We start from the raw sequence: 14,269 nt of genomic DNA on the forward strand, positions 1-14,269 counted from the left end.
CTTTTCTAATATGTAAACTGACGATTGCTCCCATAGCCAAACCGACGAATAGATACACTTCTTCGAGTTGTATCAATCATAAATACATCCCAAGCGTCCTCACTGCTAGTATCTTTAGTCCGTCCAATACCATGACAGAGACTTGCTGCTGTTTCGATATTCTTAAAACCAGCAAAATCAATAATATTATCGTTATGATGATGTCCGCTGACAACACCTACAATAACACCAGGTCCTTGACTAGAGTAATCAACGGATAAACTAACTGGTAGTTCATTATTGCTAGCACTCAACGTCAGCATCTCACCTTTTTGGAATGAATTTAAAATTTTCAGTAGTTCTGCTGTATTATACTGCATGATAGTGTCTAAACCACCCGAGATACAAGCATGCGTAAAAATAATGACATGCCAAGAATTATCTGGCAGGATTAAAGCTTCCTCAGCTAGCCATTTCAACTGTTTCCCACTAAAACCAGATTGTTCCAAAAAATTATACTTGTAAGTACCATCATTATTCAAAGTTTCTGGCAAGTCAAAAGAATCAAGAATAATCATACGCAGCTTTTGTTTAGCATAATCTTTGTAACAATAAAGGCTGTCTCCTTGGCGAACCTCGTCATAGATGAGAGAACTCGTTTGATAAAAATTCTTAACTTCAGCTACTGATAAAGCTGTACCTGGTTTATTTTTCCCATTTTGACCAATTCCAGTATCATGATTCCCCATTGCGAAGAAAACATCAGTTTGAGCTGCAGCACGATTAAAAAGTGTGCTTGTGACTTGTCGCATTTCTATTAAAATCTGATTTCTATCATAGTAACCATTGATATTATCGCCTCCAGCTACAATAGCATCTAATTTACCCAAACGTGACAATTTAGCGATATAGCTATAATGTCTTAACGAATTTGGAGCGTAACTTGTTAGTTGATGGTGATTATCGGTAATAAAACCAATATTTACCGTAGATGACCTTAAATCTCCAGCTAAGCCTTTAAGAGCACTCTCTGCGTAGTCTGGAAATATTCCTCCAACTTCAGTACTATTATCCTTTACATAGGCTTCAATCTTCCGATTATTAGTAAAATCAATTGCATTCATACGTTCTCCTAGTAAATTAAAATTTCCCCGAGCATCAATAATTTCATTCAAATCCGTATTACCTGCAATCTGTGCCTCATACCGATTAACGAAATTCTTTTGACTCTCGACAATACTTTCGTATTCAACTTTCATGCCTGTTACTTGTACAGAAATCCATTCAATGAATCGTGCTATTGCTTCCCGCACATCAATACCATATTTCTTTTGGCGTACCCATTGAGCCAACTTTGTCGACAATGAATCACGTTTTCCGTTTGCAATCTCATCTTCAATAGTCGTTACATGGTTAGGGTCACGATAATAATTATCATTATTTTGGGCTTCTTCTCCTACAAGTGCCTTTAAATCTTTAAAATCGTATTTTGTCAATTGTTCCCCTCCAATTTACCTAATTTAGTATTGATCTCATTGATGACCACCTTGTAATTATCAATGCGTGTCTGTGATGTCGTTAGCTGTACTTGCAAGAGAGCAATGCTAGACTCATAATTCCCCTCCATCGACTGATAGCGTTCCAGTTCTGATGTAAGCGTCTGATGGTTTTGTTCTTCAGCAGACAGCAAGGTTTTAGTTTGGCTCAGACTAGCCTCTAAAGCAGTCCTTGTCGTTGCTTTGCTGACCTCTACCATTTGCTTTCCCAGCTCTTTTTGCGCTTCTGCCAGCTTTTGTTCTGCTTGTTTACGCTCAGCCAACTGATTCTGTAAGAGGGCTTCCATCGACTTTTTAGCAGCTTGCTGTTGCAAGTTAAAGCTAGACATAGTAAGCTTGTCAGCGCCTATGGTCAGCTCGACACTTTGAGGATTGAGAATATCAATCTCTTTTTCGATAATCTGCAACTCTTCGATACCAGACAGTGGCGCATTGATGATGGGGTGGTAATTATTGAGTTCAAACTTTTCGTAGCGTTTGTCAATCAAAGACCTATCAACCACTGATACTTTCCAGTTGGCTAGCGCTACTTTTTGCGTTTTGAGGTACTGCTCGCCACGAGATTTTAAGATAGCAGGGTCTGTGATACCCGACCAAACAACGACCTTGCGAATAATGCCAAATTGAGCTATCAAGTCATTGTCTGACAAGCTCATTGCCCCACCATTAACTGGACCAATGTTGACCTGCGGTCTAATAATGTCTGTGGACGAGCTTTCTTCCTCCTGCTGCGTATCTAAGTCACCTCCAATTGGCACAATTTGGGTCATCATATCTGCTAGGGAAATGTTCCGAGTAGCGGACTTAATGTTTTTACCAAGTTGGATAGGTGAGGTCTTGTGCTCACCGACTTCTTTAAGATAGTCAATATAATTCCCACGTTCGGTCTGTCTTAGCACAATATAACCACCATACTTATCAATCAAGCGGTTCTTAATAGCCTCCCATGTGCTCTCATAGGTTGTATAGAGGTAAGGAGCGTCTGACCCATCCTCCTTGTTCATCGTCACAGTACCAATGTGAAACTTTTTGTGTTGCGGAACACGGCTATTATGAAAAGAGATGATGTGCCTGAGATACTCCCCTGGTCCATTATTAACCCTTTTCTCGAAAGCAAGAGTCATATCGTTTAAATAGCCCAAATCGCTCTCACAAGTCACCTCTTGATAAAAGAGTCCAGCGCTTGACATCTCGCCCGAAATCTCTAAGATACGTCCTCTAAACTCAATAGAGCCATCAAAGATATTCTCCACCTCGATAATGCCAACAATGACTTGCAACTTTTGATAATAGCTGTTTTGCGTGGAGATTTTAAAGGTAAAAGTATCCGCTGCATTTTGCGCATGACTGATTTTACCACTGGACAGCTTATCGGATTTACTTGTCAAGGGCTCATGTAATATTTTGGGCGTCCTGTCATCAACGCTATCCCAATAGCGCACACGATAACCTGCTCTAACAGTTCTCATCCCATCACCTCCGCATTCCATCGAATAGACACAGTGCCGTTACCGGTCACTTTGATTTTATTGATACCAGGCTTTAGTCCCATGACAAAGTGTGTCGCTGTGCCTTTTAAGAAGTCATAGCTAGACCCATCAAGTTCCAGCGTCATAGCACTAGACACTGCAACTTCTGGGGCTACAGTGTTGTCACTGGTATTGATAAGAGTCAGCTCCTTTGAGCCGTTGATAGTGTACTTGGTAAAACCTGCGATACCGTCGTCAAAGTCAAAACTATCCCACACATCATCAAAGTAATTACTCAAGGTAAACATGAAAGGATAGACTGTGAATATGATAGTGGCGATAAAGTTGCGCTTGCCCGGATCGTGTTTGACAGAGACAGACTTGCACTTTCCTAGCCAAAAATAGCCATTATCATGCGTATCATAGAGCTTCTGCTCACCAAACGACATGAGTAACTGCTTAATACGGCGCTCCACCACTTTCCTCTCTTCGTAAGCAGTGTTTGGTAGCTTGAACTCATACTCAATCTCTCGTGTCTTAAAAATCCGCTCACCCAAAATCATAGAGAAGTCAAGGACGCCCTGTAATAAAGGGATGTCCTCAATAATCTCTTTTTCTTCAGGTGTTGGCGCATTACGACTCTCCAGATAAAGCCCATAGTCTTTTGTGTTAAAGTGACCAAACTCGATGTACTCTTTGATTGGTGTTATCACAATGAGCGTCTCCTTTCCATGTCTAAACGTTGTCCTAACGCCACATCCATATCAGCGGACGTTGCGCCTACTAGCGCTCCAGTATCCATCATAATGACTTGACCAGCTTCTACCGCCTCTTGCAGTCTGTCAAACTTATCCAGCATGTCCTGTAATAAGCCGATATTTTGAGCGTTAAAGGTGTTTTGCGTTTTGTTTTGAGCAGCTTGTGGGATTTTGGTGCGGACAGCTTCTAGCTTGATTTGGCTAGAGAGTTGCGCCGTTGAAGCACCCAAAACGTCATTGATGCGTAAATTAAAGCCATTGACCTGCTCACGAATGAAATCAAGACTAGCATTGACCTCTTTGGATCTGTTATCAATACCTTTAGCGATACCAGCACCAATCCAAAAGCCGACCTCATCACGAAACAGATGAGATGGCGAGTTGATTTTAGCTTTTGCTTTGGCTGCTTTTTCTGCTTGAGCGACAAGCTCATTAGCTGCTCGAGTGACCTCACTAAGAGCAGAGCGCATACCGACAGCGAGACCTTGCGCCATGTACTGACCAGCGGACTGCATAGCACTGCGTCCGTTACGAACAGCACTGACTGTTTGATTAACCATAGATTGCGCCGTTGTAACCATTTGTGCCCCAGCAGAGCGTAGAGCTGACACCATCTGACTAGCACCATTTCGAACAGCACTAGAAGCGTTTGTCATACCATTACGCACCACAGTCACAATGCGGTTCATGCTGGCTTGCATGACCGTCACCATCCTATTCCCTGCAGAGGTTACTGTCGTAACCACAGCTGACAGAGAGCCACTGATACCAGCGCTCATGCCAGCCATTGCGCTAGCGGCTGCACTGGCACTAGCTCCCAGAGAGGACATGCTAGACACAACAACTCTGACCTCACCACCAAAAGCAGACATGCTTGCCGTAGCCACACCAAGCGAGCCAGAGATAACGCCTAGACTAGCTTGAAAGACACCAGACACAGACGTCAGCATGCTAAAGCCTGCCAGCGAGCTTGTCACAGAGCTTGAAAAGACCATGAAGCTAGCTGTCACTGTGGTAAGCGTGGCTGGGATGGTAGCAAATGCCAAGGCTAGTGAAGCGCCAAAAGTTGTGAAGCTATTTGTGATAGTTGAAAGCTGAGCTGGTATAGTGGTAAGCGATGCACTAAACACCGTGAGAGCCGTTGGCAAGGTCATCATAGCTAGACTAGCCTGCTGGGCAGACTGCGCTATCAGACGTAGACCTTGACCAGCCTGCTGTAAACCAGGTCCCGCACTAACGATACCAGAAGCAGCAATAGCACCAAGACCACCTGCGACTGCTGCTAATGTTCCAATCAAGTCACCTAAGTTTAAATCCACAAGGATTTTCACCCCTTGCGCCATGAGCTTAACCCCTTGACCTGCATTTTTAGCAGCATTTCCGATACTATCAAAGATACCAGCCACACCATCAAGGACATTGCGAATAGCGCCTCCAAAGCTTTCAATCACACCACGAGCACTATCTAGAATAGAGCTTATCTGCTCACCAAGCGTCTTGAAGAGATTAGAGATACTGTCAATAATCGGCGAAATTTGACTGATGAGATTGTTAAAGGCGTCCACGATACCAGTCAAGACTGGAGCTGTCGCCTGCACCATCTGTGTCACCGCTGGAATGAAAGGCGCTAGGGCTTGCACAATTTGCACAATAGCCCCTGCCACGACAGGCACAACCGCCACAAAAGCATTGGCGATAATTTGGATAATCGGCGTCACCGCCGTTACAATCTGAGCCACACCCGAGCTAATAGCTGTAATAACTTGACTTAGTGCTGTACCCAGCGCTGTGATAACAGGTGCTAAACTACTAAAGGAGCTGATAATCATGCTAATAGCCACACCAGCTGCCATCACTAAGGGCGACAGCATAGCAAAAGACTGCGCTATTATAGGTAAAACTGGTGCCACAATTACCAAAGCGTTGGCTAAACCTTGTATAGCCATGTTCAAGATAGTTCCGATAGCTGTACCAACACTGATTACTACACTACCTACACCTTGCAGAATTGTGGCTATGCCTTGTCCTTGCATGCCCATAAGTGCGAAGGCTGCTCCAAGTGCCAAAATAGGAGCCGCTAAAGCTGCAATTGTAACAGGATTGACCATAGCGAGACCTTGACCAATACCACGAAAAGCGGAGGCAAGACCTGAACCTATGCCCTTAGCAGCAGTTGCAACGCTTTTCCCCAAACTTTTAACAATAGAGACCATGCCACTACCTGCTGACTTAACAGCTGAGCTAGCACCACTGACACCACTCGTTGCATTCTTTTTGAAAAGACTAAACGGGTTAAACGACTTCAAGAAATTGAAAGCCTTAAAGCCTGCTACTAAACCAACTAAGCCAGTGGTCAGTGTGGAAATAACGCCAGATGGCAGACTAGCTACAAAGTTCCCAAAGGCAGTAACTGCCTTAGAAATCCATGTTACAACCGTTCCAATGACTGTCCCGAGCATAGACCAAGCAGATGACTGCGTGATACTGTTGATGACGTTGGTATAAGCGTAAACTAAGCTATCAAAAGCTGCTTTCAACGCCTTAACTGCTCCTGTCTGCGTGAATGAAGTCAAGAATTTTTGGAAAATCTGATTACCTGCAGAAATAGTATTTAAAACTGCTCCTATCACATTAGAAATTGTCAAAAAGATAGCTGTACTACCACCTGCCGATTGTAGAGCATCACCGATAGAGCCAATAGCTCCCTTAACACTATCTAGAGCAGACTGAAATTTCACTAACAACAGTGGATTAAAGACCGTTTTGAAGGCTTGTTGGATGTTTTCAATTCCTTTTGCAACATCTATCTTGCCTAGAAAATCGCCTAGATTAGACGCCAACTTGTCAAAGTTAATCTTTTCCAAAGCATCACTAATCGCTACAACCGCTTTGATGCCAAATTTATTGAGCTGTTCAAAGGCAGGCATCAAGCTATTAGATAGACTTTCCTTAGCACCATCAATAGCTTGGTCAACCGTCTTAAACTCTGTCGCCATCTTTTGAAAAGCGTCAGAGTTCCCTGCACGGTTCATAGCATCGAAAAAATCTTCGGTGTTGACCTTACCATCCTGTACCGCTGACACCAACTCAGCCGTTGACATGCCCATTTCTTTAGCAACTGCCGCCATACCAGCTGGTGCTTGTTCCATCATGATTTTAAAGTCCATCCAAGCGATTTTTGGCTTACTTGCCATTTGTGTTGCTTGGGTTGATAGAGATTTCATCGCCTGTGCTGGATTTTCAGCAGAAGCAGCAAGACCACCAAAGGCTTTGACAAGACTACCCACATTTTTAGTACCCACAGCATCCAACTGTGAGTAAGTACTCGCCATATCAGAGGCAGAGTAAATAGTCTTAGTCGCAAAATCCTGCATCTCCGTCTTTGCCGCATTGATTTCATCGGCAGACCGACCGAAAGCTTGTAAGTTGCCCTCAAAGGTTTTCCAAGCCTTTTGCGAGCTATTCAGCTCGCTCATCATGTCACGTACGCCATTTGTAACTGTACTAACGCCAGTCGTCAGAGCTGAAGAAATCAAGTTGGCTCCAAGGACAGACTTAAAAACAGACCCAACCTTTGAGCCTGCTCCTTCTAGTCCATTTAACGAATGCTTTAATCTACTGACACCTGATTGAGCGTCAGAACCATCTAAATCAACTTTGATGGTAACAGAACCATCTGCCATTTCTCCACCTCCTTCTAATCATCTGGCAAGCGGTACTCTTCTTGCAGTTCCTTCATTTCATCAATGTGGCGCTGCGTATCCCCTTTTTGTGGCTCATAAGAGCGAATTTTGATGACCTCGATAAGCTTAGTCCCTTCTGGTAAACCTGCTAACAAAGCATTGAACTTCTTCCAGTGCAGTTTATTTTGCTGCTCAAATAAATCTATCTTATAAGCCTGCATAAAAGACGCATAGATGTACTCGCCGTCATATTTGAGACTATAAACACGCTTCTTTTTAGTGCTAGTCCCAGCTTTAACAGGTTTCATGACATTACCTGCCAAATCATACTCAGGCACTTCTTCAATCGCTTTCTTAATCTGAATATGCTCATCAAAGACTTGTTCAAACACATCCATAGCCTCTTGAGCTGTCAATTGTTCAAACTTTTCACCCGTCAATATCCTCAAAGCAAAATGAGGTTTGACATAATCTGGCACCTCATCATCCTCCCACATGTCAAACATACGCAGCACTTTGTTAAAAGACAAATTAAGAGGATAGGTCACATCATCAAGGACTAGCTCATCAACTAATTTCCTTGATAAATCTAACATAGGCTAATCTTCCAAATATTTCTTAATAACATCTGCAGAGTTGCGGGACTCATATTCTTTAGGGATACCAATCAACGTCTGCATGAGATAATCAAGAGTAATGACACTGTCATCACCGGCCAAGGCATAAACTTTTGCAAATGCTTCTTCACCAAACAAATCAACCCAATTTTTCTTGACAAGGTCATAACCCGCTTTTTGTGCTTCTTTATCTGGTAATTTTTGGATATTGTCCCATTCTTTTTTGAGGTTCTCTGTGTACTTTTCAAGGTTATTAACACCTTTATCATTGACATTGTACTCAAGTTGAAACTCTCCAAAATCAATCGGAATAATATTGCTACGTTTTTTAATGACTACCATATTTTCATACCTCTTCTTTACAAAAATAAAAGCTGGCATTTAGCCAGCTTGCTTATTAGGTTGCAGATACAACTGCTTTTTTCGTTGGTTTTTTAATCCAAGTAATCTTAAATTTGATACTTTCAAATTCAGACGCCTCACCATCACCGATTTCAATTTCAGAGAGACGAGCTGGACCTTCTTTAAGTTGTTTGCCATCAGCTTGAACTTCCTTGTACCAGCAGAGCAGTTCATCACCGATTGCATCTTCCAAATCAGCCACATAATTTTGAGCTGCGTCACTGTAGTCTCGATGACCTTCAAAAGAGCGCCCGCGGCGTTTACTAACGACGATTTCTTCAGATGTACCATCTCCATCAAAGTAAGCAGCGTCATCTGTATCTTCATCAATTTCTGGCGCAGATTCTTTCAGACCTTTAGCAAGCCAAAGATAAGCACTTTCTTCTGGCACAGTATCTGGATGTTCTGGATCATATGGTGCAATGTAGTGTTTGCGTAGTGCATTTTTCTTTTTAGACATATGTTATTTCCTTTCAATTTCTAAACGTGCAGTCACATCAAGCAGATAGACATAGAAACCCTGTTCATCCAAGTCATTTAGCGATGGTGCCTCCACCGTCAAATTCAAAAAAGTGTATGAACCATTGGAGCTATCAAGGTTTAAGTCAAAGCTGGATAGTGCTGCGTTGATTTGCCATAAGATGACATTATTTAAGGCTTGGTCTTGTGATTTAATAGCTATCTCATAAGGCAAGCTGACTGTTTGAGTACCAGCTAAGTCCTCGTCCTCAACTTTTCCCCCAGGAAGAGCATAAATCACTAATCCTTCTTTTTCATCAAGATAATCTAGTCTTGCTTCAATGGCTAAGTCAAGAGCATTTATCTTATCTCTAAGACGCTCTATAAAGTCAATGTTTTTCATTATTTTACTCCCATAGCTTTTAGACCGACCCGCTCCCAGTCTTTCAAGTGTTTAGCGCTGGCCTTCAAATCCCACCGCTTGCCAGTTCCAGGCGTGGTGTACTTCTTAAAGACAAAGCTCCGCTTTTTATTATAGCTAGAGCCGTAAAACTGTGCTCTAGCATAGGGACCAGGATACTTGACGCCATCACGACTGACCTGACCGCTACCGCTCAACTCTCCGCTTTTTCGTGGAATAAAAGGCTGCATATCCATCTTCATTTGACTAGCAATAGCAAGCTGTCCTTTTGCAAAAGCTTGCGGACTGACTTTTTTCTCAATTCCTTTGAGGTCAATTTTAACCGATACAGTCGTTCCCATTAGACACACTCCACTTCATAACAAAAGATTTTCTGCTTGTGTGGGTAACTGACAGGAATGATAGAGGTCACTTTGTAGTCACGTTTGCCATCGTTGACAATGGCATTCTCAAAACTATCATCTAGTACCACAGGGCAGTATTTGGGATAGACAAACAAGACACTAGGTTTCGATTCCTTACGGTTATTTTGCGTACCTTGGACACTGAACTGCCTGTCAAAGCGGACAGGGCTAAGTGTGATTTTGTCTGCTAAAACGACCTTACCCCAGCTGTCTTTCTGGTCTGATGGCTTTTGGATAGTCACTGTGTCGATGAGTGTTCGCTTATCTATCATAGCTGACCCCCTTGTAGCCAAATCCAGCGCTTCTAAGAGCGTTTAGGGCGTCCAGCGATAGATTATACCGAGCACTCTCCAAATCGCTGTGAGCGCTGTTTTGATAGCTGACAGACGTTCGCCCTAGAGACACACTAGACAGCGACTGTTTATCGTCCGCTGTCATGATGCCACTAACATCCAGATAAGCCACTTGAAAAGCAGTCGCTAGCTTTACAGCTTTCTTTCTGTGCTCAATCTCTTTCTCAAAGTCTACAAAGTCGTAAAAACCATTTAAAAAGAGATTGATGGCAATCTCAGCTCGTTTTTCCAGTTTGTCAAAATCCTCAACCTCATCAAAGCCCAAGTCTAAAAACTCATCTTTGGTTAAATAGACGATAACAACCACCTCCAATCAAAAAGGCGGTGTTATTCATCCGCCTTGGTTTTCTTTTCATCTTTGTCAGTACGAACAAGGAAAGGGCTGAGTTCAGGGTGCGTCACTTTCCCTTTGGCGTTCAGTTTATCAGCCATCTTAACTTCCATATCGTACTCAACATTTTCGTCAAATGCTGTTTCTTTACCGTCAATAATAAAGACAACATTTGACCTTGCTCTGTATTTTGCCATTGCCTACTCCTCCACTTCATAGCCTTGATTTTTAAAAGCCGAAATCATGATGGGGTTAGACAATTCAAATGTCACCCCATTTTTAGAAAGCGTGACAGAGTTCCGAACAGCGACGGACTCTACCACTTCTTCAGATTTTTTTCTAGGCATTGTTTACCTCCTAAGCAGACTTATGCACATAGATAGCTTTTTTCTTATTGTCAAGAACAAAAGCATCGTAGCGAATACGACCTTCAACGAGTTGACCGTTAATACCTGGTGGGTTATCGTGCACTTTGTAGTCCTCGAGTTTAACAGGTGATGTGGTAGCTGCTGGATGAGCAATCAAGAACTCTACACCTTTTGGCAAACGTGATGACGGCGTTAGCACCACTGGCAAACCGTCAATCATACCCACTTGACCATTGATAGTGATGTCTTGACCAAGGTCAGAATTTTTGACAAATGTTGGGTCAAGTTTAATGAGCTTGTAAAAAGTAGGCGATACATGCAGTACACGACCAGCGACAGGAACAAGAGCGTCTGTCAAAGCTACTTGACCATCCAAGATAGCTTCATAAGCATTTTCTTTTGTGATCGCTTCAGTCTTGATGTGTTCAGGAGCTGCGCCTGCCACCACCGTAGCGAAACGGTAAGTATCAATTTCAGGAATAACGACCTCAGACAATTGGCGAGCAAGAGCTTTACCAGCTTCCATGACACCATTTGTATCTTGTTGAGAGCGTTTATCAATAGTGAATGTGAAAGAACGGTCCTTTTTTAGCACCATTGTTTGAACGGTGTTACCCAGCTCTTCTGCAGTACCATAGCGATTTTGACCACTAAGTTGGTAGTCATTCATGCCTGTCGTTGGCACAGAGTACACTTTTACTGTATCAACGCCAGTAAAGTCAAAGTATTGGTTAATAATACCAGTTGAGAGGGCTTCTTTGGTAAAGCGCTCATCTACTTTAGTATCAAATTTAGCTGCATAGTTTACGACCATGTGAGTTACCTCTTTTCTTTATTTTGAATTACACACTATCAAAGCCTGCAAATAAGGCTTTATCTTCTGCACTGAGGTTATCTCCGCTATCAGCGGCTGGGTTACCTCCTACAGAAATTTTAGGGTTGGGCTGCGGCTCATCTTGCGATTGGAATAAGTAAGGACTAGACTCCTTGAGACTATTGATGGTCTCGTCAAGCATGGGCTTGCCATCTTCGCCTAGCTCAATCTTGTCTAGGTCGATAAACTTCATCAAGTCCTCTGAGTTGTGCGCCCCTACATCTTTCAAAGCAAGCGCCACAGCGTTTGTTTTTTGCACTTGAGCAAGCTTAGACTCACTATCTGTCTTGTAGGTGTCAAATTGGGTCTTGATGTCCTCTAGCTGCTGCTTCAGTTCAGCACTGACCCCCTCCTTGTCCTGCAAGTCCTTGATAGTCTGTGTTTGTTGCTCAAGCTGTTCTTTTAAGCTGTTGTTTTCTGCCTGTAGCTCAGACTTAGCCTGTGACTTAGCATTTTCAATACCTGCACCGTACGCTTGCATGATATTATCCAGCACAGTATTATCTGTGATACCAGCGTCAACCAACATCTCACGTTTAAGACTCATGCCTTAACTCCTTTGTTTTACGTCACGAGGGACTGAAATACAGACACTTTTACGCCATATCCAGGGCAAAGAAAAAGCACTCGATAACTCGAATGCTTAATATAAATTTTGATGATTTTTGAATTAAGAAAAGCACCTAGTCTATACTAAGTGCTGATAACTTCAATTTGCTTAATACTACTTTCTGGATATGAGTAGTCTTCTATGACGATTTCATCATCACCATCTAAATCAACTCCATCATACCAATCAAGCACCTTTCCAATGACAGAGGTGCCATCAACTAATACTAGGCGGACTGTTTTATTTACATATTCCCATAATTTCATTGAGTACCTCCCTCTTTGTTGTCGCTTGGCATTTTTGGCACTAGGTGAGTAGTAGCTTTGGAAATGTGAATAGTAAACTCATCTGTCTCTGTTGGATAAGCTCCAGCTAGGTCTGAGCGACTATATGCAACACCACTCTTAGTGTCAATCTTGATAATAGAGCTATACTGCCCTTTCTGACGCTTGACTATGGTACCGTCCAGGTAATTGTCATTGATAATCTTCTGGACAGTATCATTGTCTACTGTGATATAACCAGGTATCGGCTTATTTTTGCTCTTATTGCTTGAGACATAATCAGCATAGGCCTTGTGGTTCTTGGCGTGTCTATTTTGCTTGTCCTGATTGATAACCAAAGATAGCTCGCCGTTGTTGATTTGTTCCTGCAAGTCAGACTTGAGCAATACTTGCCTGTACCCTCTAGTGTTATTATATCCCATTTTCTTAAATTCTGACAATGATTTTGGTGCTTTTTCCCCTAAAAGTTCCTTGGCTCGCTCATATTCCTTGGTCACTTTTTCCTGACGTACCCTAAGCTCAACCTCTTTCTTAGCTTGATTATAAGGGTCGGTATAATACTTCTCCCTCGCATAATCACGGTGGAGAAACGGGTGCTGTTTGAGGTAGTCTCGCATAGCGCCCTGCTGTATTCTGACCTTGTGCTTGTACTTGTCGATAAGCTCCGTGTCACCCAGTTTTTCAGCTACATGTAAAAACTCCTTGGACTGTCTGATAGACCGCTCTAGAGCTCTTTGCTTAGCCTGTACGTTGGCATTTTCGATAGCCTGCTCAGGTGTTAAGTTTTTTAGTTCATCGGGTAAATCAGGCTTATAGTTTGCACCAACGACAAAAGGCGTGACTTCATGCGTGCAGTTGATACCTAGACAACCTCCAGCTGTGCCGTATCCGTAATCAGATAGCGCATAAATACGCTCGCCGTGCTCCGTCCTAGCAACGCCTGTAGTGACTATCCTATGCTGCAATGGCGCACACATCTCACGAGCTGTCGCTTTCTTAGAGTAGTAAAAGGTATCTATACCAAGTTCTTCAGCTGCAGACATTCTGACCTCACGATAGACACGCCAAGCCGTGGACTTGATGACCTGCCTAGCGTAGGTATCTGCTCGCCAGTGCTTGCCTTGGCTATCTGTAAAGCCATAAAAGCCTTTTTTAGCCCATTTCATGACCGTATCAGAAATAGCCTTGTCTGACGTTGCTAGCCCCGTTATCACCTTTGCTGTAGCTTCCTCGATGATGGACTGATAAGCTCCTAACACACTCTTAGGCAGAGTGGTGTTGATGAGGTTATTTATATCTCCCATAGTCTGATTGACATAAGCAGCAAGATTGGTCTGAATGAGGGAGTTATGAACAAACTCTCCGCCTTTAGTCGCTTCTAGAAGCTGTTGCTTAGTGTCTGTGTAGACCTTATAGCCCTCGTTTTGGATGACATATCTGAGCTGCTCTTCAGCTATCCCAGAACGCTCCGCAATGAGCTTGAGATTAGCGTCATTGAGCAAGCCCATTTCGTTCATCTTCTCCAGTTGCCAGATGTAGGGGTTATCGTCAAGACTAGCAGAGCCACGTTCTTTCAAGCGGTCTACGACTTGGTCAAATAAGTCAAGCGTCAGCTGATGATAGATGTCTGCCACTTGGCTAGCATCAAGCATAAGCTGCTCATCGTTGAGCTTGATTGGTTTCTTCTTGTCATCAGCCATC

General features: G+C 43.0%; 17 protein-coding genes. All 17 read right to left on the reverse strand.

Going from position 1 to position 14,269, the window contains the following annotated elements:
* Positions 1–5: 5 nt before the first annotated feature.
* The 17 genes from G5B60_RS09810 to G5B60_RS09890 all read right to left on the reverse strand — a co-directional run bounded on the left by G5B60_RS09810 (position 6) and on the right by G5B60_RS09890 (position 14,268).
* Positions 6–1,475: a metallophosphoesterase family protein gene (locus G5B60_RS09810; protein ID WP_164683825.1), complete on the reverse strand. Its 1,470-nt coding sequence runs from the start codon at positions 1,473–1,475 to the stop codon at positions 6–8.
* Positions 1,472–3,004 carry a phage tail protein gene (locus G5B60_RS09815; protein ID WP_164683826.1) on the reverse strand — a complete coding sequence of 511 codons (1,533 nt, stop codon included), beginning with the start codon at positions 3,002–3,004 and terminating at the stop codon, positions 1,472–1,474. The genes G5B60_RS09810 and G5B60_RS09815 overlap by 4 nt, the downstream gene beginning before the upstream one ends.
* Positions 3,001–3,717, reverse strand: coding sequence for a hypothetical protein (locus G5B60_RS09820; protein ID WP_164683827.1), 717 nt, complete (start codon positions 3,715–3,717; stop codon positions 3,001–3,003). Before G5B60_RS09820 ends, G5B60_RS09815 begins: the two co-directional genes overlap by 4 nt.
* The gene (locus tag G5B60_RS09825; protein WP_164683828.1) at positions 3,714–7,445 is read right to left on the reverse strand and encodes a tape measure protein; all 3,732 of its coding nucleotides are present in this window, start codon (positions 7,443–7,445) and stop codon (positions 3,714–3,716) included. The genes G5B60_RS09820 and G5B60_RS09825 overlap by 4 nt, the downstream gene beginning before the upstream one ends.
* Before the next feature lie 14 nt (positions 7,446–7,459).
* On the reverse strand, positions 7,460–8,041 hold the full coding sequence (locus tag G5B60_RS09830) for a Gp15 family bacteriophage protein (protein WP_164683829.1): 582 nt from the start codon (positions 8,039–8,041) through the stop codon (positions 7,460–7,462).
* Positions 8,042–8,044: 3 nt separating this feature from the next.
* On the reverse strand, positions 8,045–8,404 hold the full coding sequence (locus tag G5B60_RS09835; protein WP_164683830.1) for a hypothetical protein: 360 nt from the start codon (positions 8,402–8,404) through the stop codon (positions 8,045–8,047).
* A 55-nt stretch (positions 8,405–8,459) separates the two neighbouring features.
* Positions 8,460–8,924 carry a phage tail tube protein gene (locus G5B60_RS09840; RefSeq protein ID WP_164683831.1) on the reverse strand — a complete coding sequence of 155 codons (465 nt, stop codon included), beginning with the start codon at positions 8,922–8,924 and terminating at the stop codon, positions 8,460–8,462.
* A gap of 3 nt (positions 8,925–8,927) precedes the next feature.
* Positions 8,928–9,326: a minor capsid protein gene (locus tag G5B60_RS09845; protein ID WP_164683832.1), complete on the reverse strand. Its 399-nt coding sequence runs from the start codon at positions 9,324–9,326 to the stop codon at positions 8,928–8,930.
* Positions 9,326–9,685 (reverse strand): minor capsid protein, encoded by a 360-nt coding sequence (locus G5B60_RS09850; protein ID WP_164683833.1) that lies wholly within the window; start codon positions 9,683–9,685, stop codon positions 9,326–9,328. The genes G5B60_RS09845 and G5B60_RS09850 overlap by 1 nt, the downstream gene beginning before the upstream one ends.
* Entirely contained in the window at positions 9,685–10,020 is a 336-nt protein-coding gene (locus tag G5B60_RS09855) for a putative minor capsid protein (protein WP_164683834.1), read from the reverse strand. The genes G5B60_RS09850 and G5B60_RS09855 overlap by 1 nt, the downstream gene beginning before the upstream one ends.
* Positions 10,010–10,414, reverse strand: a complete 405-nt coding sequence (locus tag G5B60_RS09860) for a hypothetical protein (RefSeq protein ID WP_164683835.1) — start codon at positions 10,412–10,414, stop codon at positions 10,010–10,012. Before G5B60_RS09860 ends, G5B60_RS09855 begins: the two co-directional genes overlap by 11 nt.
* 14 nt (positions 10,415–10,428) lie before the next feature.
* Positions 10,429–10,629 carry a hypothetical protein gene (locus G5B60_RS09865; RefSeq protein WP_164683836.1) on the reverse strand — a complete coding sequence of 67 codons (201 nt, stop codon included), beginning with the start codon at positions 10,627–10,629 and terminating at the stop codon, positions 10,429–10,431.
* 3 nt (positions 10,630–10,632) lie between these two features.
* Positions 10,633–10,779 (reverse strand): hypothetical protein, encoded by a 147-nt coding sequence (locus G5B60_RS09870; RefSeq protein WP_164682035.1) that lies wholly within the window; start codon positions 10,777–10,779, stop codon positions 10,633–10,635.
* 10 nt (positions 10,780–10,789) lie between these two features.
* Positions 10,790–11,614, reverse strand: a complete 825-nt coding sequence (locus tag G5B60_RS09875; RefSeq protein ID WP_164683837.1) for a N4-gp56 family major capsid protein — start codon at positions 11,612–11,614, stop codon at positions 10,790–10,792.
* A 28-nt stretch (positions 11,615–11,642) separates the two neighbouring features.
* A complete protein-coding gene (locus G5B60_RS09880) occupies positions 11,643–12,221 on the reverse strand; it encodes a phage scaffolding protein (protein ID WP_164683838.1) in 579 nt (192 codons plus the stop codon).
* Positions 12,222–12,367: 146 nt separating this feature from the next.
* Positions 12,368–12,550, reverse strand: coding sequence for a 4-hydroxy-3-methylbut-2-enyl diphosphate reductase (locus G5B60_RS09885; protein WP_164683839.1), 183 nt, complete (start codon positions 12,548–12,550; stop codon positions 12,368–12,370).
* On the reverse strand, positions 12,547–14,268 hold the full coding sequence (locus tag G5B60_RS09890; protein WP_164683840.1) for a phage minor capsid protein: 1,722 nt from the start codon (positions 14,266–14,268) through the stop codon (positions 12,547–12,549). The genes G5B60_RS09885 and G5B60_RS09890 overlap by 4 nt, the downstream gene beginning before the upstream one ends.
* Position 14,269 lies beyond the last annotated feature (1 nt).

Origin of the sequence: Streptococcus hyointestinalis, assembly GCF_011039275.1 — a bacterium.
Taxonomy (GTDB): Bacteria; Bacillota; Bacilli; order Lactobacillales; family Streptococcaceae; genus Streptococcus; species Streptococcus hyointestinalis_A.

Excerpts from the sequence above, each read along its gene's own strand:
- G5B60_RS09875 (WP_164683837.1), bottom strand. The coding sequence starts at position 11,614 with ATGGTCGTAAACTATGCAGCTAAATTTGATACTAAAGTAGATGAGCGC.
- G5B60_RS09885 (WP_164683839.1), bottom strand. The coding sequence starts at position 12,550 with ATGAAATTATGGGAATATGTAAATAAAACAGTCCGCCTAGTATTAGTT.
- G5B60_RS09850 (WP_164683833.1), bottom strand. The coding sequence starts at position 9,685 with ATGGGAACGACTGTATCGGTTAAAATTGACCTCAAAGGAATTGAGAAA.
- G5B60_RS09880 (WP_164683838.1), bottom strand. The coding sequence starts at position 12,221 with ATGAGTCTTAAACGTGAGATGTTGGTTGACGCTGGTATCACAGATAAT.
- G5B60_RS09890 (WP_164683840.1), bottom strand. The coding sequence starts at position 14,268 with ATGGCTGATGACAAGAAGAAACCAATCAAGCTCAACGATGAGCAGCTT.
- G5B60_RS09845 (WP_164683832.1), bottom strand. The coding sequence starts at position 9,326 with ATGAAAAACATTGACTTTATAGAGCGTCTTAGAGATAAGATAAATGCT.
- G5B60_RS09840 (WP_164683831.1), bottom strand. The coding sequence starts at position 8,924 with ATGTCTAAAAAGAAAAATGCACTACGCAAACACTACATTGCACCATAT.
- G5B60_RS09825 (WP_164683828.1), bottom strand. The coding sequence starts at position 7,445 with ATGGCAGATGGTTCTGTTACCATCAAAGTTGATTTAGATGGTTCTGAC.
- G5B60_RS09855 (WP_164683834.1), bottom strand. The coding sequence starts at position 10,020 with ATGATAGATAAGCGAACACTCATCGACACAGTGACTATCCAAAAGCCA.
- G5B60_RS09870 (WP_164682035.1), bottom strand. The coding sequence starts at position 10,779 with ATGCCTAGAAAAAAATCTGAAGAAGTGGTAGAGTCCGTCGCTGTTCGG.
- G5B60_RS09835 (WP_164683830.1), bottom strand. The coding sequence starts at position 8,404 with ATGGTAGTCATTAAAAAACGTAGCAATATTATTCCGATTGATTTTGGA.
- G5B60_RS09815 (WP_164683826.1), bottom strand. The coding sequence starts at position 3,004 with ATGAGAACTGTTAGAGCAGGTTATCGTGTGCGCTATTGGGATAGCGTT.
- G5B60_RS09830 (WP_164683829.1), bottom strand. The coding sequence starts at position 8,041 with ATGTTAGATTTATCAAGGAAATTAGTTGATGAGCTAGTCCTTGATGAT.
- G5B60_RS09865 (WP_164683836.1), bottom strand. The coding sequence starts at position 10,629 with ATGGCAAAATACAGAGCAAGGTCAAATGTTGTCTTTATTATTGACGGT.